At 75.0% G+C, this 21,236-nt stretch carries 15 protein-coding genes; 5 read left to right on the top strand and 10 right to left on the bottom strand.

All coding sequences use genetic code 11. From position 1 onward, the window contains the following. Positions 1 to 35 precede the first annotated feature (35 nt). From ACZ3ZE_RS12685 to ACZ3ZE_RS12645, 9 genes are all read right to left on the bottom strand, one after another. Complete coding sequence (locus ACZ3ZE_RS12685) at positions 36 to 1,340, bottom strand: beta-galactosidase (RefSeq protein WP_467258896.1); 1,305 nt, start codon at positions 1,338 to 1,340, stop codon at positions 36 to 38. Next, positions 1,337 to 2,440 carry a glycosyltransferase family 4 protein gene (locus tag ACZ3ZE_RS12680; protein WP_361179220.1) on the bottom strand — a complete coding sequence of 368 codons (1,104 nt, stop codon included), beginning with the start codon at positions 2,438 to 2,440 and terminating at the stop codon, positions 1,337 to 1,339. The genes ACZ3ZE_RS12685 and ACZ3ZE_RS12680 overlap by 4 nt, the downstream gene beginning before the upstream one ends. Then, positions 2,437 to 4,005, bottom strand: a complete 1,569-nt coding sequence (locus tag ACZ3ZE_RS12675; RefSeq protein WP_361179217.1) for an ArnT family glycosyltransferase — start codon at positions 4,003 to 4,005, stop codon at positions 2,437 to 2,439. Before ACZ3ZE_RS12675 ends, ACZ3ZE_RS12680 begins: the two co-directional genes overlap by 4 nt. Continuing rightward, positions 4,002 to 4,826 (bottom strand): PIG-L deacetylase family protein, encoded by an 825-nt coding sequence (locus ACZ3ZE_RS12670; protein ID WP_361179214.1) that lies wholly within the window; start codon positions 4,824 to 4,826, stop codon positions 4,002 to 4,004. The genes ACZ3ZE_RS12675 and ACZ3ZE_RS12670 overlap by 4 nt, the downstream gene beginning before the upstream one ends. Further along, positions 4,808 to 6,709 (bottom strand): glycosyltransferase family 4 protein, encoded by a 1,902-nt coding sequence (locus tag ACZ3ZE_RS12665; RefSeq protein WP_467258893.1) that lies wholly within the window; start codon positions 6,707 to 6,709, stop codon positions 4,808 to 4,810. Before ACZ3ZE_RS12665 ends, ACZ3ZE_RS12670 begins: the two co-directional genes overlap by 19 nt. Continuing rightward, complete coding sequence (locus tag ACZ3ZE_RS12660; RefSeq protein ID WP_467258890.1) at positions 6,706 to 9,153, bottom strand: lipopolysaccharide biosynthesis protein; 2,448 nt, start codon at positions 9,151 to 9,153, stop codon at positions 6,706 to 6,708. The genes ACZ3ZE_RS12665 and ACZ3ZE_RS12660 overlap by 4 nt, the downstream gene beginning before the upstream one ends. Continuing rightward, the gene (locus ACZ3ZE_RS12655; protein WP_467258887.1) at positions 9,150 to 10,697 is read right to left on the bottom strand and encodes a glycosyltransferase family 4 protein; all 1,548 of its coding nucleotides are present in this window, start codon (positions 10,695 to 10,697) and stop codon (positions 9,150 to 9,152) included. The genes ACZ3ZE_RS12660 and ACZ3ZE_RS12655 overlap by 4 nt, the downstream gene beginning before the upstream one ends. A 5-nt stretch (positions 10,698 to 10,702) precedes the next feature. Beyond that, the gene (locus ACZ3ZE_RS12650; RefSeq protein WP_467258884.1) at positions 10,703 to 11,509 is read right to left on the bottom strand and encodes a glycosyltransferase; all 807 of its coding nucleotides are present in this window, start codon (positions 11,507 to 11,509) and stop codon (positions 10,703 to 10,705) included. A gap of 618 nt (positions 11,510 to 12,127) precedes the next feature. Next, complete coding sequence (locus ACZ3ZE_RS12645; RefSeq protein ID WP_361179201.1) at positions 12,128 to 12,910, bottom strand: glycosyltransferase; 783 nt, start codon at positions 12,908 to 12,910, stop codon at positions 12,128 to 12,130. 219 nt (positions 12,911 to 13,129) lie between these two features. On the opposite strand from ACZ3ZE_RS12645, the gene ACZ3ZE_RS12640 reads away from it, so the two are divergent. From ACZ3ZE_RS12640 to ACZ3ZE_RS12620, 5 genes are all read left to right on the top strand, one after another. Next, entirely contained in the window at positions 13,130 to 14,968 is a 1,839-nt protein-coding gene (locus ACZ3ZE_RS12640; protein ID WP_363292404.1) for a glycoside hydrolase family 15 protein, read from the top strand. A 187-nt stretch (positions 14,969 to 15,155) separates the two neighbouring features. Beyond that, positions 15,156 to 16,193 (top strand): phosphatase PAP2 family protein, encoded by a 1,038-nt coding sequence (locus ACZ3ZE_RS12635; protein ID WP_467258881.1) that lies wholly within the window; start codon positions 15,156 to 15,158, stop codon positions 16,191 to 16,193. Between the two features lie 45 nt (positions 16,194 to 16,238). Next, positions 16,239 to 18,464, top strand: coding sequence for an NADP-dependent isocitrate dehydrogenase (locus ACZ3ZE_RS12630; protein ID WP_361179195.1), 2,226 nt, complete (start codon positions 16,239 to 16,241; stop codon positions 18,462 to 18,464). Positions 18,465 to 18,570: 106 nt separating this feature from the next. Beyond that, positions 18,571 to 18,861 carry a hypothetical protein gene (locus ACZ3ZE_RS12625; RefSeq protein WP_361179193.1) on the top strand — a complete coding sequence of 97 codons (291 nt, stop codon included), beginning with the start codon at positions 18,571 to 18,573 and terminating at the stop codon, positions 18,859 to 18,861. A gap of 126 nt (positions 18,862 to 18,987) precedes the next feature. Next, on the top strand, positions 18,988 to 20,466 hold the full coding sequence (locus tag ACZ3ZE_RS12620) for a sigma-70 family RNA polymerase sigma factor (RefSeq protein WP_467258878.1): 1,479 nt from the start codon (positions 18,988 to 18,990) through the stop codon (positions 20,464 to 20,466). Between the two features lie 18 nt (positions 20,467 to 20,484). On the opposite strand, the gene ACZ3ZE_RS12615 is transcribed toward ACZ3ZE_RS12620, so the two are convergent. After that, positions 20,485 to 21,198: a CAP domain-containing protein gene (locus tag ACZ3ZE_RS12615; protein ID WP_361179187.1), complete on the bottom strand. Its 714-nt coding sequence runs from the start codon at positions 21,196 to 21,198 to the stop codon at positions 20,485 to 20,487. Positions 21,199 to 21,236 lie beyond the last annotated feature (38 nt).

Here is a 21,236-nt window from a genome sequence, read left to right as displayed (position 1 = left end):
CCCGCCCCGAGCCGGCCGTGTCCCGTCCCGCCCCGTCAGCCCCCGTCCGTACGCGCCCGGACCATCGCCGTGTACGCCTCCAGCGAGGAACCCGGCGTCCCGTCGTACAGGTTGTGGTCGAAGGCCCACATCAGCCCTTCGAGCCGGCACGAGTCGAACTGCCGGAACGCCGCCGCCATGACGCCCGGCCCGTACGGGGCCACCTGCTGGCCCGCGCTCTCCCCGTCCAGGTGGGCGAAGCCCTCGGAGCGGGCCACCGCCGCCACCCAGCGCGGCGAGGACCAGGAGCGGACGGCGTCGTCGGCGGCGGGGGCGCCGCCCGCGACGGCGGCGGCGACCGTCCTCGCGTCGCCCGGGCCGCAGCCGTTGTCGACGGGGTCGCCGGTGCCGTCCACCAGGGCGGTGGTGACGAGGTGCACGCCGGGCCGGTGGTCGAGCAGCCCCAGCGTGACGAAGAAGCCGACGCCCCGGCCGATCAGCCGCGCCGACCGCGTCCCCTCCAGGTACCCGGAGACGGCGGCCGTGTAGTCGGCCGGGTAGAAACCGGCACCCGGCACGAGCACCTTCAGCGGCCCGTGGTGACCGAGCCCGGCGTACAGGCCGATCTCCCAGTTGACCGCGTCGGCGAGGGAGGCGAGGTACCAGTCGTACCAGCGCCGCACCTGGCGCTCGGTGAACGGCGCCCCCTGGTACGTGCGCTCCCCGGGCCGCCAGCCGGGGTACGGGCTCGCCGCCTGGGCGTGCCGGTCGTAGGCCCAGAACTCGGCGTCGTCGTGCCCGTCCGACGCGGGCGCCGGATAGCCGAACTCCCCGTTCTCGTCGATCCCGAGCCGGATCGCCCCGATCTCGTCGAACCCGATCCGGTCCTTCACCTGCCGTACGTACGAGGCGACCTCAGCCCTGACGGGGGCGCTGAACACGATGTTCGGCGTGGTGGCGGACGTCTCCCCGTACTGGTTGCGCCACACCGACTCGGGGTAGGCGTCGGTCAGCCAGTCCGGCGGGTGGTTGAGCCCGAGCCCCGCCTCCACCTGGAGCCCCGCGTCCCGGAAGGCCCGCAGCCGCTCCCGCACCTGCTGCGCGTACCCGTCGTCGTACACGCCCTTCCGGGGCTCGAACCGGCTCCAGTCGATCTGGAGATGGGCGACCCGCAGCCCGTGCGCGTACTCGGTGGCCGCCCGCTCCGGATCGGTCTGGAGCGTGCCGAAGGAGTACGCGGGGGCGGCCGGTCCCGGCGTGCTCCGGTCCAGGGTGCCGACGGTCGCGGCGATCAGCGCGAGCGCCGCGAGGAGCGCGAGGAGACCGAGCGACAGGTGTGTCACCGGCCGGGGGCGGCTCATGACAGCAGCTCCCGGTAGAGCGCCGCGTACTGCGCGGCGAACCGTTCGGGCCCGAAGTGCTCCTCCACCGCCGCCCGCCCGCGCTCCGCCAGCACGTCCCAGGAGCGCGGCTGGTCGAGCAGCCACACCAGCTGCTGACCGGTGCGGCGCGCGTCGCCCGCCGGGGCCCGCAGCACCGCGTTGCCGAAGTCCGCGAACTGCGGCAGGTCGCTGAGGATCACCGGCCGGCCGGTGGCCAGCGCCTGGAGCACGGTCAGCGGGATGTCCGCCTTGCCGCCGATCACCGGCGGCGGGAACAGCAGCACATGCGCGGAGGTGATCAGCTCCCGCATGTCGTCGACGTAGCCGCGGACCTCCACGTCCACCAGCCCCTCGGCGCCCGCCTTCTCCCGCAGCGCCTCCTCCAGAGCGTGGGTGACCTGCCCGGGGCGCCCGCGCATCGCGAGCACCAGCCGGAACCGGGCCCCCGCACGGGCGGCCTCCGCCGCCGCCTCGACGGCGGTCTCCGCCCCGCCCTGCGGGTCGTGGTGCCCCGCGTACAGCACCAGCGGCACTCCGCGCGGACGGGGCCGCGGCGGCCAGTCCTCCAGCGGGATCATCGGCGGGATCACCCGTACGTCACCGAAGCGCGCGGCCCGCAGCCGGCGCGCCATCGACTCCGACAGCGCCACCGTCGTCCCCAGCGGCCGGACCCGGGGCAGCAGCCGCTGGTCCATCACCCCGGGGACGGTGTGCACGACCGGCCGGGTGCCGAGGAGCAGCGGGCGCAGCCGGGAGAAGGCCGGAAACGTGCGGCCGACGGTCAGAAAGGCGTGCACCAGGTCGCAGCGGCGCGCGAACACCGCCCCGGCCAGCGCCGACTGCACCCGCTCGGGCACGTGCGGCACCCCGTCCCGGGACACGATCCGCACCGCGCGCGCCCCGTGCGGGTGCGGCGGCGGGCGCCCGCGCCGGTGCGGCCACTGCGAGAACCACGTGAACTCGACGTCGGGCAGCGCCCCCAGCACGTCCGAGGCGAGCCGCACGTCGGCCCCGTCCGCCCCGTCCAGCGGGCTGCTGGTCAGGAGCAGGACGCGCGGGCGGCGCGGGATCGTGCTCATCCCGGCCCCGCCGGGCGGTCGGGGAGCGGCGGGAGCTCGTACAGGGCCAGCGATCCGTAGGTGGGGCCCTGGAAGTCGAACAGCAGCCGGGCCCCGCGGGTGAGTTCGCGGACCTCGGGCAGCGGGGTGCGCCCGTACCCCTGCTCGACGACCTTCCAGGGCACGATGGCGTACTGCGCGCGGTGCGCGCTGCGCTCCTCGGGGGTGGTCCAGTTGCCGATCCGGTAGCGGTCCTCGAAGGTCCAGTAGCTGACGCCCCGGGTCCGCTGCCCGTCGACCGTCACGATGCCGCTGCCGGCCGGGACGTGCGTCCGCAGGTACGCCTGGAGCTTCGCGAAGCCGTCGTCCGGCTGCCAGCGGTCCTGGGCGTACACCACCGACGGGGTGACGAGCGCGCCGAGGATGCCGGCCACGGCCAGCGCCCGCAGCGCGGGCCGGTGCCGGGGCACCGGCACGGTGACGGCGAGCGCCACCAGGTTCGGCACGAACAGCAGGTACAGCGCCTGTTCCTCCAGGGTGCCGAGCCCCAGCGCGTACGCCAGGGTGAGGATCGCGCAGGCGTGGAAGAGGGCGAGCAGCCGGTACACCGGCTCGCGGCGGCGCAGCAGCAGGAACAGCGCCACCGGGGTGAGCAGGAGCAGCAGATAGGTGGTCGCGTACCCAGGCAGTTCCGCGAACAGGCGGCCCGCGAGCGAGGGGGTGCCCGGCGCGTTGAACCCGGTCTCCTGGACGAAGCCGAGCAGCCGCCGCACGCCGTACGTCTTCTCGTCCCAGAACAGCGGCCCGTGGCCGAAGCCCACCACCAGGCTCACGTACACGGTGTACGGCACCACCGCGACCAGCGCCGCCAGCGCGGTCAGCCGGCGTGGCGGCCCCCAGCCGAGCGCCAGCGCGAGCAGCAGCGGAAGCACCGTGATCAGCGCCGAGTGGTCCTTCGTCAGGACCGCCGTACCGAGCAGCAGTCCGGCGGCGACGGCCCGGAGCCGAGGTCCGCGCGGCAGCGGCTCCCGGCACAGCGGCACCAGGACCAGGAACCCGGCGAGCACCCACACCATCGTGCCGGTCTCCAGGAGCACCCGGTTGTTCTGCCGGATGCAGAACTGGTCCAGGGCGAAGACCAGACCGGCGACCAGGCCCGCCGGACGCGACCGGATCCGCGCCACCAGGGCCACCAGGAGGGCGGCCGTCACCCCGGCGAGCAGCGCGTTGAGCACCCGCAGCGAGTGCACCTCGGCGATGACGTCCTGGTGCTCGCCGAACAGCTTCATCCAGCCGGCCTCCAGATAGAAGAACCCGGGCGGATGGAGGAAGAACAGCCCCTCCTCGGTGCCGGGGAAGCCACCGTGCAGGGCGCCGCGCCCCAGGTCCTGGTAGATCAGCTCGTCCACGAACAGGTCACCGGCCCGCCCCACCTGCACCAGCCGCAGCGTCACCGTGAGGGCCGCCGCGCACAGCGCGTACACGAACGTGGGGACCGGCCGCCGCGGCGCCCGGCCGTGCGCGGCCCCGGGCGGCCCGTCGTCCCGTTCGGACGCCGGCGCGGTGGAGGGGCGGGGGAGGGTCATGACAGGCCTCCGACGGTACGGGCCGCCGCCTCCGACAGCCCGGCCGGCAGCAGGTACACCTCGGGGACGCGGGGGATGCGCCCGCCGGGGAACAGGGCGTCCACCTGGGTCCGGTACCCCCGGATCAGCTCCGCCTTGGCGTCGAGCCCCTGGTCCCAGGTCGCCTCGGTGGCGTCGAGCCGCCCGGTGAACGCCGGGTCGGCGGCGGCCCGCAGACTGTAGGGGAAGTCGCTGTAGTAGACGGCCGGCAGCCCGCTCAGCGCCGCCGCCGTGCGCACCAGCACATGGTCGGCGTGCCCGCCGACGCCGAGCGGCGCGAGCAGCAGACCGCGCCCGCGCGGCAGCAGCTCCCGGATGGTCTCGGTCACCCGGCGCAGGGTCTCGCCGTCCCGGGGCGACAGCCGGCCACGGGACAGGTGCAGCCGGTACGTCGGGTAGACGTGCCCCAGTTCGGGCACCAGCCGCGCCGCCCGGACCCGCCACCGTCCCGGATCGGGACTGCGCCGGAACAGGCCGTCGACGAAGCCCGCGTGGAAGCGGACCACGCCCAGGCGGGCCAGTACCGCCCGGTCCTCGGCACGCCGCTCCGCGTACAGCTCGTCGGCGTGCTCCGCCCCCGTCTGCCGCAGGTACTGCCGGGCGGACAGCGTGTGCGGCGGCGGCGCGGCCTCGGTGAACACCGTCATCACCGTCACCGTGGCCGGTCTGCGCACCGCCGCGAGCAGGGCGCCGCAGGACAGCACGGCGTCGTCCGGATGCGGTGAGAGGACCAGCAGCGGGGCCGTACGGCCGGTGATCGCGGTCAGCGGGTCGTCCGCCATGGCGCACCCCTGTCGTTGCTCGGCCGCCGCCGTACGGCGGGCACCTCCACGAGCCGGCGGACCAGGGCCAGATAGCGGCCCGTCATCTCGTCCCACGTGTAGTGCTGGGCGGCCAGACCGGCCTGCCGGCCGAGCCGCCGGCGCAGCGCCGGATCGGTCGCCAGCGCCCGCATGCGCGCGCCGTACGCCGCCGTGTCGAAGGGCGGTACGGCCACGTCGCCGCCGCCGCGCATCCAGCGCAGCGCCGGCAGGTCGAAGTGCAGCACTGGCTTGCCGTACGACATGCCCTCCAGGGCCACCAGGCCGAAGGTCTCGTGGCGCGAGGGCAGCACCACGAAGGCGCTGTCCCGCAGCAGGCGCCGCTTGTGCTCCTCGTCCGCGTACCCCACCCAGCGCACCCCCGGGCCGTGTCCGGCGAGGAGCTGGCGCAGCCGCCGCTCCTCGGCGGGGGTGCCGCCGCCGGCGAGGACGAGGTCCATCGGCGCGCCGGCCTGCCGGTAGGCCTCCAGGAGCAGGTCGAGGCCCTTGACCCAGGTGTCGATCCGGCCCAGGAAGAGGATGGTGTCGCCGCTGCCGAGGCGGGCGTCGTCGAGCTGCCGCGGCTCCACCCCGTTGGCGATGACATGGACGTCGGCGCGCGGGCTCAGCAGCCGTTCGGCCGAGGCGTCGGCCTCGTTCAGGGCCACGATGTGCCGGTAGCAGCGCAGTCCCAGCCGCTCCACCAGCGTGAACGGCAGGTGGTAGCGGCGGGACAGCGCCTCGGCGGCCCGGCCCTGGTCGATGCCGACCACGGGGGAGCGGGTGACCAGCGGCAGGAAGCTGGTCGAGAACGGCGGGGTGAAGCTCTCCAGCCACACGTCGTGCGGGATCCGGCGCGCCACCGCCGGCAGCAGCATCAGGAACAGCAGCTGTCCGGCGCGCGGCCCGGCCCGGCACACCGGCAGCCGGACGTAGCGGACACCGTCGCGCTGCCGGGCCCCGCCCCGGCGCCCGGCGGTCACCACGGTCACCCGGTACTGCTCGGCGAGCCGCCGTGCCAGCTTCTCCACCACCAGCGCCCCGCCGCCCCGGTAGTCGGCGTTCTCCGCGTCGTCGTAGATGGACACCACGACCCGCTTGCGCCCGCCGGACTCCCGCCCGGAAGGACGCTCCAGGAGACGTACGGAGTCCAGGACGTGCTCCAGGGCGGCGACGGCCACCAGCGGGGCCGGGCGTTCGCCGTCGACCCGCGCCACCCGGGCCAGCCGGGCCGCCCACGCGCGGTACCGCGCCCACCAAGCGGCGGGGGAGCCCGCGGCGGCCTCCCAGCCGCGTCCGTTCAGCGTGTCGGGGCAGGCCTCCAGGAGCAGGGTCAGGTCATAGCCCTCGGCCGCCCGGGCGAAGGTCCGGGCCGCGCCACGGCCGGGCGGCAGGTCGAACTTGACCAGGCCGTCCAGCGGGCCGCGGTCGGTGACGACGACGGCGGGGCGGCCCCGGGCGCGCAGCCCGACGCGCAGCCGGGCCACCCTGATCCGCAGGGCCAGCTCGCCCGCGTCGAGGAACGCGTGGGCACGCCGGAACCGCGATCCCCGGCGCTCGGGATGCGCGGACCGCCGTGCCCACTCGTCCGCCCCCGTCTTCCCCGACCTCCCCGTCCTCCCCGTCCTCCCCGTCTCTCCCGGTCCCCCCTCATCCCTCACCCGTGGGGGGACCGGGAAGCCCCGGCAGAGGAAGCATCCGTAGCAGTGCGTCGTGGCCACCGCGAACCCGCGCTGCCGCAGCAGGCCCGCGAGCGCGCGCACCAGCGAGGACTTGCCGGTGTTGTCCGGCCCGGACACGCCCACCAGGAGGGGACCGTGCGGCCCGAGACCGGCAGGCGTCCCCGCGCTCGTGATCCTGGTCATGGCACCCGCCTCCGCACGCGCTTGGTCACCACGAGCGGCACCCGCAGCGAGGCCTCGCGGGCCGCCGTACGCACCCGCCCCGCGCCGAGGAGATGGCCCGAGTGCTCGGCCCCGGCCCGCAGCGAGGTCGCCACGGGCAGCGGCACCGGCAGCGGCACCGGTTCCCCGCGGTCGAGCCGCTCCATCGCCGCGAGGGCCGTGGCGAGGGCGCGCGCGCCGCCCGCCGACCAGCCCTCGCGGGCCGCCTCCCGGCGGGCCTCGGCGACCACCGGGGGGCTCAGCAGCTCGCGCAGGGCGAGCAGTTCGGACAGGTCGAGAGTGAGGTTCTGGAACAGGGCGTGGGCGAGCCAGATCCGCAGCCGGTCGGCGGGACAGGGCACCAGCCAGCCGACGCCGTCACCGTGCCCGTTGCCGGTGTTGCTGCTGTAGCCAGTGCCGTCAGTGCCGTCAGTGCTGCCGGTGTTGCCGTGTCCGTTGCCGCCGTCGCCGGGGACGGCGCGCGCGAACAGGCGGTCGGTGGGCACCACCGGGACCCCGAACCACGAGACCGCGATGTGCAGATGGGCCGAGGGTCCCGTGGCCGGCTCCAGGAGCACCTTGCTGGAACGCTCCAGCCAGTACCGCTCCCGGTGCACGTACCAGCCCGCCAGCGCCTCCTGCGCCTGCTGCCAGCGGCCGGTCGGGACCACCAGGTCGAAGTTGCCGTACACGTAGTCGCCCGACAGGTCGGCCTTGATGAGGACGGTGGGGATGCCGGCGGACCGCAGCAGGGCGGTCGACTCGGCCAGGTTGCGCCGGAAGAGCCCCGTCGCGGCGTCCACCTCGGCGCGGATGTCGGCGAGCCGGTCCGGATACGCGCGCGCCAGCAGGCCCTCGACCTGGTTGCGCCGCGCCACGGCCAGCGCCCCGAGCAGCTCCGCGTCCCCGGCGGGCCGCGGCCGACCCCGCCACACCGCGTCCACCAGCAGGCGTACGGACCGCTCCTCGTCCGGCGGGGCCGCGGGCCCGGACGCTGCCGGCTCCGGCGCCCCGCCACCGGTGGGCTCACTGCGCCGCCCGAAGAACCACCACAGCGCGAGGACCGTGACGGTGACGGCGGCGAGCAGCCACGCCACCGTGTGCGGCCGCAGCAGCGCCAGCGCCGCCACGAGCACCGGCGGCCACAGCAGCGACACCCCGAACAGGCCCTTCAGCGGGCCGAACCCGTACCGGCGGGCATGCCGGACGGCGAACAGCGCGAGCGCCGTGACCGTGCCGCACATACCGCCGACCGCCATGCCGAACACACCGTCCGCCGACCAGCCCGCGGCGAGCCCCGTCACGTACAGCAGCAGCCCGGTGAGCAGCGGCAGCAGGCACGCGTAGTCGTTGACGGCCTGGCAGAACGTCACCAGGAGGGTGAGCGCCCCGAGCGCGAGCCCGGTCACGGCGGTGAGCGCGAGGAGCGAGCTGACCCGGGCGTAACCGGAGGGGAAGAGGACGTCCAGGAGGGCGGCGGGCGTGGTGGCGGCGACCGCCGTCATGGGCAGCGCCACCATCAGGTACATCCGCAGCGCGTCGCCCGCGAGCGGGGTGCCCGCACGGCGCCGGGACAGCGCGGGCAGGAAGGCGATCGACACCGCGCCCGCCAGGAACAGCGGCACCCGGCCCAGCATCACGGCGGCCTGGTAGCTCGCCGCCGCGGAACGGTCGGTGGGGAGGATCGCCACGAGGATCACGTCCACCGCCGCCATCAGCGCGACCACGCCCTGGAGGGACGCGACCCCGACGGCCCGCCGCCACAGTGCACGGTTGCCGGCCGCCGCCAGCCAAGGACGTCCCCGGCCGCCGTGCCGATGGCGGGGGCGGCAGAAGAAGTACGGCACGACGGCGACGGCGAAGGCCGCGAGGGCGCCCGTCTCGCCCAGGCCCAGGACCGAGACGAACAGCAGCCCCACGGCCAGCTTCAGCACCGCCTCGGCGGCGGTGACGACCGCGAGGGTGCGCAGCCGCTCGGTGCCCTGCAGCCAGCCCGCGCTGACCCGGGTCACGTAGATGAGGAAGGTGGCGGCCGAGATCGCGGCGACGGTCGCCGCACCCGCGAACTGCGCGGACACCGTCCCGACGACGAGCGCCGCGACCAGTCCGCCGGCCACCCCCGTCACCACCGCGAACCGCACCGCCTCGGCCCGCTCGGCCTCCGACCGGGCCCGCGCCAGCGCCTGCGCCAGCATCCACGGCACGGTCACCACGGCGACCGCCGCCGTGCACACGACGAGGCCCTGCCCCGCCGCGAACGTGGCGTACGCGGAGACGTCGAGGAGCCGGGTCAGGGCCAGCGCGTACACGTAGTTGAGCACGCCCGCGGCGACCGCGGCCGTCGCGATCCAGCGGGCGCCGCGTACGGCGGTGACCGCGTCCGGGAGCGCCTCGGAGCGGGCGGCGACGGGCTGCGCGGAGGTCATGACCCGGCCTCCCGCCCGGGGTCGGGGCGAGGCGCCCGAGGGGCGCGCCGTGCCGTGCCGGGAAGGTGCCGGGACGCCCCGCCCACCAGGACGTCCCGGCCGCCGGCCAGTGCCACGGACGCGTCGCGCACGCCGAGCCGGGCGAGCGCGGCCAGCGCCTGCACCTCGTCGCAGCCGTGCAGCAGCACCTGGAAGGAGTCGCCCTCGCGGCGCCACACGTCGGTCTGGCGCAGCCCGTCGCGGGCGGCCCGCTCGACGGCCTCGGCGTCCGGGGCGGTGAACCGGCCCAGTACGGCGAGGTCGTTGGGGCCGCGCCGGGAGCGCCGGTGCCGGTGGATCCGCCGCAGCTCCTCCAGGAGGACCTGCGCGAGCCGTTCGGCGCTGGCGTCCCACGAGAAGACGGCGGCCCAGGCGCGGCAGCGCGCGGCGGCGAGTGCGCGGGCGGCGGGGTCGGCGAGTTCGGCGAGCGCCGCGGCGACGCCGTCGGCGAGGTCGGCCGACGGGTCGAGCAGCCGCCCGTTGACGCCCGGCTGGATGGCGTCGCGCAGTCCCGGCACGTCGTAGGCGAGGGCGGGGGTGCCGACGGCGTTGGCCTCGATCACGGTGAGGCCCCAGCCCTCGGCGACGGAGGGCACGACGGTCAGCCACGCGTGGTGGAAGAGCTCGGCCCGGCGCGCGTCGCTGACGCGCCCGTGGAAGACGACGGCGGAGGCCACCCCGAGCCGGCTCGCCAGCTCCTTCAGCGCCGCCAGCTCGGGCCCGTCGCCGCAGACGTCCACGCGCAGCGCCGGGATCCGGCGCAGCAGCGCGGGCATGGCCCGTACCAGCAGGTCGACCCGCTTCTGCGGCATCAGCCGGCTGACCACGGTCAGCGCGGGCGTCTCGCTGCGGGCGCCGTCGGGCGCGTCCGGCGCCCCGGCGGGGCGCCCGTTGGGCACGATGTGCAGGGTGTTGCCGAAGCCGAGCTCGCGCCGCGCGCCCTCGCGGGTCGAGGGGGAGACCACGACGACCGGCCGGCCCCGGTAGACGGTGCGGCTGACCTGCTTCTCCAGGAACCGGCCCACCGCGTTCATCGGCCAGCGGAACCGCACGTCGAACTGGTGCTGGTGGACGTGGTGGATGACGCACACGTCGGCGGTCCAGCGTGGGGTGAACAGCGGCGAGAAGAACGGGATGCCGTTCTGGAAGTCGACGACGGCGTCGTACGCGTGCCGGTTGCGCAGCAGGTGGGCCGCGGCCGCCGCGTACACGCCGAAGGTGCCGCCGCCCCGGACGATCCGCATCCCGTCGCGGTACTCCCGGGCGCGCGAGCCGGGGTACCGCGACGAGACGAAGGTGACGTGCGCCCCGGCCGCCGAGAACCGCCGGGCGATCTCGTGGGCGTACGCCTCGGCGCCGCCGGCGTCCGGGTGCCAGGGGTCACGCCAGTTCAGGAACGCGATGTCCATGCGGGCGAGCCGGGCGAGCGCGGTGGCGCCGCGCGGGGCCGCGTCGGAGGCGGGGCCGGGAATCGGGCCGCCGGCGGCTTGCGAGGACGTGGTCATGGCAGTCACCTCGCCAGCGAGATCCGCAGCAGATCGGCCATGGACCGCAGCCCGTCCCGGCGCGCCGAGAACGTCGAGCCGTCCTGGTCGGTCCACTCCACCGGCACCTCCACGACGTCCTGCCCGGCCTTCACCACATGGGCGAGCAGTTCGACGTCGAAGGCGAAGCCGTCGATGCGGCAGTCACGGACGATCTCGCGGGCGAGCGGCCCGGGGAAGAACTTGAAGCCGCACTGGGTGTCGGCGATCTCCGGCAGCGTGAGGTGGGCGAGCGTACGGAAGAGCGCGCCGCCGCCGCGCCGCAGCGCGCCCTGCTCGACCTCCAGGTGGGCGCCGGGGGCGTGCCGGGAGGCGATGACCGCGCCGTGGCCCGCGCGCAGCAGTTCCACGACCCGGTCGAGGGTGTCGATGGGGGTGGCGTTGTCGGCGTCGGCGAAGCCGATGAACCGGGCGGAGGAGGTCTCGATGCCGCGCCGCACGGCCGCGCCCTTGCCCTGCTCGCCGCAGCCGATCACATGGAAGCCCACGTCGCGCCCGGTCGGCGCCAGTCCGGCCGTCGGCATCCCGGCCGTCGGCAGCCCGCTCGGCGGGCCCGTGAAGCGGTCGAGGGCGTCCAGGGTGCCGTCCACGCTGTTGTTGTCGACCACGACCACGGACGAGGACCACGGGCGCCCGGCGAGGTAGCGCAGGGTCGCGGCGATCGTCGAGGGCAGCCGCCGCTGCTCGTTGAAGGCGGGGATGATCAGTTCGAGTTCGACCGGGGGCCGGGTGAGCGAGCGGGGGAGCGGGGGGTGCGAGCGGACGGCGGTCATCGCGCCTCGCCTCCTCGGGGGAAGGCGCGGCGCGCGGGTCGCGCGGGGGTACGGGTGCGGGGGGCCACGGCGGGGACGAGCGCGGGGACCGGGGTCCGGCGGCGCGCCGGAGGTGCCGAAGCGGCGGGGGCGGGCTTTCGGGCCCGGGGGCCGTGGTGCGGGGGACAGGCGTGCCGGGCCGGGTCGGGGCGGGCGCCGCGGTGCGGGTCGCCGTCGTCGGCGGCTGGGCCGGAGGGGCTGTCCGACCGTCGCCGGCCACCCGTGGCACGGGTGCGGGCGGCGCGGGAGCGCCGGCGACGGGGGGTCGGGCGGGACCTGCGGGCGTCGGCGTGGCGGCGGCAGAGCCGGGCGGCGTCACGGACGCGGTCGGACGCGCGGCGCGCGGGGTGCGCGGTCGGCGTGGCCGGGCGGGTGCGCGCGCGGGGGGAACGGCGGCGCGCGTCGGCAGTGGGCCAGTCGGTCACCCGCCGCAGAGGATGCGGTGCGGGTGCCACCGGCGCTCGGCTGATGGGGAGGGAGGTCATGACGCGCCTCTTCCGACAACCGACCCTGCCGAGGGTCAGGTGCGCATCCGGTCGATGCACTGTCCTCCACGCTTAGCATCCGTCCGGAGCTTCGTCAACCGGTGGCCGCCGGACCTGGGCCTCCGCCGTGCCGCTTCGCCGGCGCGTGCCGGAGCAGCGCGTTGTGCGGGCGCTCGGCGAGCAGGGTGCCGAGGATGCGGCTGCCGTCGCGGAGGGTGCGGGGGTGCGACGGGCCGTGGCGGCGGGGGAGTTCGAGGCTGGGGACCTCGGCGACGCGCAGCCCGTAGTGCAGGGCGTGGGCGACGAGTTCGGCGCCGAGCTCCACACCGTCCTCGCGCAGGGCGAGCAGGTCGACGAAGGCGCGCCGGAAGGCGCAGAATCCGTACCAGAGATCGGTCAGGTGCTGGCCGTACAACTGCCGGGCGACGCGCAGCAGCGCGCTGTGGCCGAGCCGCCGGTGCAGCGGATAGGCGGCGAAATCGCCGCCCGCGATGAAACGCGATCCCTTGACGAAGTCGAACCCGCTCTCCAGGTAATGCAGGTAATGCGGGATCTCCTGCGGGGACATGCTGCCGTCGGCGCCCATGAGGACGACCAGGTCGCCGGTCGCGGCCAGCAGACCGGCGTGCGGCACGTCGCCGGACGCCCAGTCCCACGGGCCGAGCCGGCGCACCGACACCCCGCGCGGGGCGGGTTCCGGGTCCGCCCGTACGCCTCCTACCAGCACGACCTCCCGTACGGCGGGCGGGATCTGGGCGAGCAGCCAGTCCGTCGCACGGTCGTCCGGGCGGACCGCGACCACCAGGCTCACCGTGCGGGTGCCGGTGGCGGGCAGGCGGTCGGTCGAGCGGCGCAGGGGGTGCGGTTCACTGCTCATGGTTCGGCCTTCGGCGTCTCCGCGTTACGCGGCTGCCTTTCAGCATCGTGCGCGTACGGCCCTCAGGTCAAGGAACGCGGATCACGCGCTCAAGGGACGCGCATTATGCGTCGGGCCGTGAATGTATGAAAGGCGGGAACCCTGAAGCGGGGAATGTCCGCCGCCTTTCCCGGACCGTGCGCTCCTGCGGTTCGCCTGCCCCGGGACTAGAATCCGGTCATGGCTGGGCGAATCGAGGATTACGCCCTCATCGGCGACCTGGAGACCGCCGCTCTCGTCGGCAGGGACGGATCGGTCGACTGGTGGTGCGCGCCGCGGTTCGACTCGCCCGCCTGTTTCGCCGCCCTCCTCGGGGACGAGCGGCACGGCCGCTGGCGCCTCGCACCGGCGGGTGGTCTTCCGTGCAGCCGCCGGAGTTACCGCGGTGACACCCTCGTCCTGGAGACGGTCTGGGAGTCCGTCACCGGAACCGTCCGGATCACCGACTTCATGCCGCCGCGTCAGCACACGCCGCGGATCGTCCGGCTGGTCGACGGGATCGCCGGACGGGTCGACATGCGGGGCGAGTTGGGGGTCCGTTTCAACCACGGCAGCGTGGCTCCGTGGACCCGTGCCGTGGACCGGCGCACCCTCGCCTCGGTCGCCGGGCCCGACGCGACCCGGCTGCACTGCGGCCCCGGCGCGGGCGACCCCGTCGTCACCGCCGACCGGGCCTCCTTCGCGTTCCCCGTCACCGCCGGACAGCGCGTCACCTTCGTCCTCGGCTGGCACCCCTCGCACAGCCCGGCGCCCGCCGCCCCCGACGTGGCCCTGGCCCTGGACCGCACCCTCGCCTTCTGGGACGAGTGGGCCGCGGGACTCCGGTACGAGGGGCCCGCCCGCGACGCGGTGATCCGTTCCCTGGTCACCCTGAAGGCGCTCACGTACGAGCCGACCGGCGGTGTCATCGCCGCCGCCACCGCCTCCCTGCCGGAGTGTATCGGCGGCCTGCGTAACTGGGACTACCGCTTCTGCTGGCTGCGCGACTCCACCTTCACCCTCTCCTGCCTGCTGCGCAGCGGCTACCGCAGGGAGGCCCTCGCCTGGAAGGACTGGCTGGTCCGCGCCGTCGCCGGCGACCCGGCCGACCTCCAGCCGCTGTACGGCGTCGGGGGACAGCGGCGGCTGCCCGAGTCGCAGGCCGACTGGCTGCCCGGCTACGAGAACTCACGGCCCGTCAGATTCGGCAACGCGGCCGTCGACCAGTTCCAGCTCGACATCTACGGCGAGGTCCTGAACACCGTCTACTCCGCCGTACGGGCCGGGGTCACCCTCGACGCGCACGTGTGGAGCCTGGTGGCGGCGCTCCTGGAGTACCTCGGCGAACGCTGGCGGGAACCCGACGAGGGCATCTGGGAAGTCCGGGGCCCCCGGCGGCACTTCGTCCACTCCAAGGTGATGGCCTGGGTCGCCGCCGACCGCGCGGTGCGCCTCGCCCGGGTCGCCGGCCTGCGCGGCTCCGTGCACCGCTGGCAGGCCCTGCGCGCCGAACTGCGCACGGAGGTCTGCGCGGAGGGCTGGAGCGACTCCCAGCAGTCCTTCGTGCAGTACTACGGCGCGGGCCGGCTCGACGCCACCGCCCTGCTGATCCCGCGGCTCGGCTTCCTGCCCCCCGACGACCCGCGCGTCCTCGGCACCGTACGGGCCATGGGCCGCCTCGACGACCGCGGCTTCCTGCGCCGCTACGCCGACACCGGGAACGGGCACGTCCACGACGTCGACGGCCTCAACGGCGCCGAAGGGGCCTTCCTGGCCTGCACGTTCTGGTACGCCGACGCCCTCGCCCTGACCGGCCGCCCGGCCGAGGCCCGTACGGTCTTCGAACGGGCCCTGGACGTCCGCAACGACGTGGGCCTCCTCTCCGAGGAGTGGGACCCCGCCACCGGCCGCCAACTCGGCAACACCCCCCAGGCACTCAGCCATGTCGCCCTCGTCAACACCGCCTTCACCCTCGACGGGACCAGGCGCCGCACCCGCAACGGCGCACGCGCCCCCGCGCACCGCACCCCCGTGGCATGATCGCGCCGACATCGGACGGTGAGGCACGGGGGCGGAACGCTCGATCGGCTCCGGCGTCGGCATGGGCCTCCTGATCGCCGGGCTGCTCGTGTCGGGCGTCGCCCAGATGTCGAGGCGCACGCCCTGACGCGTGTCGTTCGGGTGCCTCCAGCGGGCGGACCCGCCCGTGCCGGGGTCGAATCGAGGCATGGCACCCTTCGACAGGCCCCGTACCGGCGGCTCCCCGCGGAGCGTCGCGACGGCCGGTGACACCTGGTGGTACGCCGCCGTCGCCGCCGAGGCCGCCGGATCGTTCAGCGCCCGCATCCGCATACGCATGCGGCGCGCCTGCCTCGCCGCCGTCCTCCTGCTCACCGTCGCCTACGCCGGACTCGTCCTCACCGCGACCGGCAGACGCTGGGGGGACGCCGCGCTCGCCGGGCGGCTCGCCGACCCCGCCGTCGCCCAGTTCCTCCGCGAGCACCCCTCGCTGCGCGGCCTCGGCACCCTCTCCCTGGTCCTCGCCGTCGTGCTGCTCGCCGCCGTCGGCGCCCTGCGCAAGCGGTACGCGCTCACCGCCACGGCCCTCGGTACCGTGGCCGCCACCCTCCTCGCCGCCGCACTCCTCCAGCGGTACGCGCCGGGGCCGCACCTCGTCGACGCGTCGGGCGCCGCCGTACGGAGCGGCTTCCCCAGCGGCACCTCCGTGATCGCCGCCGGCACCGCCCTCGGCCTCGTCCTCGTCGTCCCGCACCGGCTGCGGACCGGCGTCGTGGGCCTCGCCGCCCTGTGGGCCGTCGCCCTCGGCGCGTACGGCATCGCCTCCGGCAGGCAGCGCCCCGGCGACGTGATCGCCGCCGACCTGCTGGTGCTCGCCGCGTTCGCCGCGGTCGTCGCCCTCCTCGCCCGCAGGGGCAGGATCGGCCCCGCCACCCGGCGCCGGCTGCCCCCGCAGCGGCTCCTCGTGTCCGTCCCGCTCGTCCTGGTCGCCGTCGCCGGGCTCGCCGTCGGGGCGTATCTGCTGCCCGGCTGCCTGCCGGGCGCCGGGCCCGTCCCCGCCGAGCTGCCCCGCATCGCCCACCGCTGCGGCCAGGCCCTCGCGGCGGGCACCGGAGCGGCCGTCGCCGCCGTCCTGCTCGGCCTGGCGCGACGCGTCGACCTCGACCCCGGCCCCGCCCCGTACCGGCTCGCGAGTCCGGTTCCCGAGGACCCCTTTCCCGAGGAGCCCGATCACGAGATATCTTGATGTCGAGCAATCTCGCAGACGCAGACGTGGAGCGGAGCACACCCGGTGACTGACTCGACCATCATCTACACGCACACTGACGAGGCGCCCGCCCTGGCGACGTACTCGTTCCTGCCCGTGATCAAGGCCTACGCCTCCACGGCCGGGATCAACGTCGAGACGCGTGACATCTCCCTGGCCGGGCGCATCATCGCCAGCTTCCCCGAGTGGCTCGAAGAGGGCCAGCGCATCGAGGACGCCCTCGCCGAGCTCGGTGAGCTCGCCAAGACGCCCGAGGCGAACATCATCAAGCTGCCGAACGTCTCGGCCTCGATCCCGCAGCTCAAGGCCGCGGTCGCCGAGCTCCAGGCGCAGGGCTACGCCCTCCCGGACTACCCGGACGACCCGCAGAGCGACCAGGACAAGGACGTCCGCGCGCGCTACGACAAGATCAAGGGCAGCGCCGTCAACCCGGTCCTGCGCGAGGGCAACTCCGACCGCCGCGCGCCCGGCTCGGTCAAGAACTACGCCAAGACCCACCCGCACCGCATGGGCGCCTGGACCCCCGAGTCCAAGACCAACGTGGCGACCATGGGCGAGAACGACTTCCGCTCCACCGAGAAGTCCACGGTCATCGCCGAGGCCGGTGCCCTGCGCATCGAGCACGTCGCCGCCGACGGCACCGTCACCGTGCTCCGCGAGTCCGTCCCGGTCCTCGCCGGCGAGGTCGTCGACGCCTCCGTCATGCGCGTCGAGGCCCTGCGCACCTTCCTCTCCGAGCAGATCGCCCGCGCCAAGGCCGAGGGCGTGCTCTTCTCCGTGCACCTCAAGGCCACGATGATGAAGGTCTCCGACCCGATCGTCTTCGGCCACGTCGTGCGCGCCTTCTTCCCGCAGACCTTCGCCAAGTACGGCGAGGTCCTCGCCGCCGCCGGCCTGTCCGCCAACGACGGCCTCGGCACCGTGCTCAAGGGCCTGGAGTCCATTCCGCACGGCCTCGGCGAGGAGATCAAGGCCTCCTTCGACGCCGAGCTGGCCGAGGGCCCCGCCCTCGCCATGGTCGACTCCGACAAGGGCATCACCAACCTGCACGTGCCGTCCGACGTCATCGTCGACGCCTCGATGCCGGCCATGATCCGCACCTCCGGCCACATGTGGGGCCCGGACGGCAAGGAGGCCGACACCCTCGCCGTCCTCCCGGACAGCTCCTACTCCGGCGTCTACCAGGCCGTGATCGAGGACTGCCGCGCCCACGGCGCCTTCGACCCGTCGACCATGGGCTCCGTCCCGAACGTCGGCCTCATGGCGCAGAAGGCCGAGGAGTACGGCTCCCACGACAAGACCTTCGAGATCGCCGCGGCCGGCACCGTCCGCCTCGTCGACGCCTCCGGCGCCACCGTGCTGGAGCAGGAGGTCGCCGAGGGCGACATCTTCCGCGCCTGCCAGACCAAGGACCTGCCGATCCAGGACTGGATCAAGCTGGCCGTCACCCGCGCCCGCGCCACCGGCGACCCGGCCGTCTTCTGGCTGGACGCCGAGCGCGCCCACGACGCGCAGCTGATCGAGAAGATCAACACCTACCTGCCGCAGCACGACACCGAGGGCCTGGAGATCAAGGTCCTGTCCCCGGTCGAGGCCACCGCGTTCTCCCTGGAGCGCATCCGTCGCGGCGAGAACACCATCTCGGTCACCGGCAACGTCCTGCGCGACTACCTGACCGACCTCTTCCCGATCCTGGAGCTCGGCACCAGCGCGAAGATGCTGTCCGTCGTCCCGCTGATGGCGGGCGGCGGCCTGTTCGAGACGGGCGCCGGCGGCTCCGCGCCGAAGCACGTCCAGCAGCTCGTCAAGGAGAACTACCTGCGCTGGGACAGCCTCGGCGAGTTCTTCGCCCTGGCCGCGTCCTTCGAGCACCTGTCCACCACCACGGACAACGCCCGCGCCCAGGTCCTCGCCGACACCCTCGACCGCGCCACCGGCACCTTCCTCAACGAGGACAAGTCGCCGACCCGTCGCCTCGGCGGTATCGACAACCGCGGCAGCCACTTCTACCTGGCCCTGTACTGGGCCCAGGAGCTGGCCCGCCAGACCGAGGACGCCGAGCTCGCCAAGGCCTTCGCCCCGCTGGCCGAGACGCTCTCCGCCAACGAGCAGAAGATCGTCGACGAGCTGATCGCCGTCCAGGGCTCCCCGGCCGAGATCGGCGGCTACTACCAGCCCGACCCGGCCAAGGCCGAGGCCGTGATGCGCCCGTCCGCGACCTTCAACGAGGCCGTCGCGACCCTCGCCTGATCCGCGAGGCCGCCCCACGGGGCCGGCACCGCCCCGGCCGGACATCCGTCCGGCCGGGGCGGTCGCGTCGGTGGCGCATCCGCCGTCCGGGTGTGAGTCTGGATGGATGAGCTGGGCATCATGGACGACCGCCGGTGTCTACACCGGGCGTGGCGGGGTCCTGACCGTCGAGGGCGGTGTCGTCACGGGCGATCTGACCGTGCACACCACCTTCGCCGACCGGGAAGCACGTGTGGCCGTGCAGTACAGCGGCGCCTCCGACTGGTTCACCATGTCGGGCAGTCCGGTTCCCTGCGGATCGGAGGAGGAGAGCCGCGACCTGCACGACGCCGTCGTCGCGGCCGTACGGGAAGGGGGCGGGGCGACGGTGCCGACCCTGCCACACCTGTCGGGATAGCGGCCCCTTCGGGGGCGTCAGGACACGTGCCGCCGGGAAAAGTGTTGTCCCGGCCGCTCCCCGCGGTCTCCCGACGACGGCCCGCACCGGGCGGACGCCGTCACCGGGGACGAGGGAGCACAGCACATGGACAGCGCCGAGCACCGCACCGCCGAGCTGGTCGAGGCGGCGCGGGCCGGTGACGCGCGCGCCGGAGACGCTCTCGTACGCGCCTACCTGCCGCTCGTCTACAACATCGTCGGCCGGGCCCTCGACGGCCACGCCGACGTCGACGACCTCGTCCAGGACACGATGGTCCGCGCCCTGGACGGCCTGCCGGGCCTGCGTGACCCGGCCCGGTTCCGCTCCTGGCTCGTCGCCATCGCCATGAACCGGATACGGCACCGCTGGCGGGAACGCCAGCAGGCGCCGCTGCCCGGCCTGGACGGCGCCGCCACCCTCGCCGACCCGGCCGGCGACTTCACCGAGCTCACCATCCTCCGCCTCGGCCTCACCGGCCAGCGCCGCGAGGTCGCCGAGGCGACCCGCTGGCTCGACGAAGAGGACCGGGAGCTCCTCTCCCTGTGGTGGCTGGAGGCCGCGGGCGAACTCACCCGCGCCGAACTCGCCGCCGCCCTCGACGTGCCGCCCCGGCACGCCGCCGTCCGCGTCCAGCGCATGAAGGAACGCCTGGAGACCGGCCGCACCGTCGTCCGCGCCCTCGCCGCCGTTCCGCCCTGCCCGCAGCTCGCCGAGACCACCGCCGGCTGGGACGGCCACCCCTCCCCGCTCTGGCGCAAACGCCTCGCCCGCCACCTCGACACCTGCCCCCACTGCGCCCCCACCCGCACGGGCCTCGCCCCGGCCGAGGGGCTCCTCGTGGGCTTCGGCCTCGTACCGCCGCTGCTGGTGTGGGCGGGGCGGGGTGGGGGCGGCGCCGGGGCCGGGGGGATGGAGACGGTGGGGTGGGCCGGGGAGGGGCCGGACACTGGATCCAATATCCCGGATAGGGGATCCAGTATCCGGAGCCGCCGCTCCCTCTGGCCCGCCGCCGTAGCGGCCCTCGCGATTCTCGGTGCCGTGTTCCTGCTCGTACCCGGTGACCCGGAGCACGTCACGGAGCTGCGGAAGCCCGCGCCCGCGCCGCCCGCCCCGGCGACGCCGACCGTCACGCACACCGCGACCCCGCCTCCCTCGCCGCGCCCGTCACCGACGCCGAGCCGGAGCCGGGGGCCGCGTCCGAGTGTGGAGGAGCGGGTGAACGCGCTGGTGAACGGGCATCGGGCCGAGGCGGGGTGTGCCCCTCTCAGGCGGGATCCGAAGCTGTCCGCGGCGGCCAAGGCGTACGGGCGGGACATGGTGGCCCGGGGCTACTACGGGCACACGACCCCCGAGGGCACGGACGCCGGGACCCGGTTCGACGGCGTCGGCTACTCCTGGAGCGCCTGGGCCGAGAACCTGGCCCAGGGGCAGGCCGACCCGGCGTCCGTCGTGGCCGACTGGATGGCCGACCCCCCGCACCGCCGCAACCTCCTCGACTGCGCCTACCGGGACACCGGAGTCGCCGCGGTCCCCGGTCCCGACGGCACGGTCTGGGTGCAGGAGCTGGCCGCGCCCCTCGGCTGAGGCGCGCGGCGGCGGCACTCACGGGGAGGCGAAGTCCTGGACCCACCAAGGGCCGTTGGACGTGAGGTTCACTCCCACGCCCATCTCCCTGAACGCGCAGTTGAGGATGTTCTTGCGGTGCCCCTCGCTGTTCATCCAGCCGTCGACCGCCTCGGCGGGCGTGTGCGGGCCACGGAAGATGTTCTCGCCCCAGGTCGACCAGTCGTACCCCGCCGCGGTGATCCGGTCACCCGGGCCGCGTCCCTCCGGGGTGTCATGGGCGTAGTAGTCGCGGTCGGACATGTCGTCGGCGTGCCTCTGCGCCGCCGTCCGCAGCTTGCCGTCGGACCGGAGCGGTTCGCAGCCGGCCTTCCGGCGCTCGGCGTTGGCGAGGCCGAGGATCTGGTCGACGTACTGGGCGGCGGTCCCGGCCGCCGCGGGCACCGCCCTCGCCCTCCGCTGGGTCTCCTCGCTCGGCGCGGGTGCCACGGGCAGCGGGGCCGCGCTTCCGGCCGCGTACAGGCGGGTCCCGGCGTCGGCGGGAGTGCCGAGCGTCGCCACGTACACCCCGGTCGTGACGGTGAGCGCGGCGGCGACCGCCCCCGCCGCCGTCACCACGGCACGGAAGGACGCGGCTCCGCGGCGGGCCCGCCGGCGGCCGCCCGACCCGTTGCGGTGCCGGCCGGCCGCGACCTCGGGCGGCGGTCCGGGGCGCTCGTTCGGGACGCCGGCGTCGTACGCGTCGTGCTGCATGGGCTCCGCTCTCTGTTCGAGGCCGCCGGACCGTCCGG

Source organism: Streptomyces sp. NPDC023157 (assembly GCF_055560575.1).
Note: the sequence above shows the minus strand (reverse complement) of the source record. Positions and strands in the feature narration are given on the sequence as shown.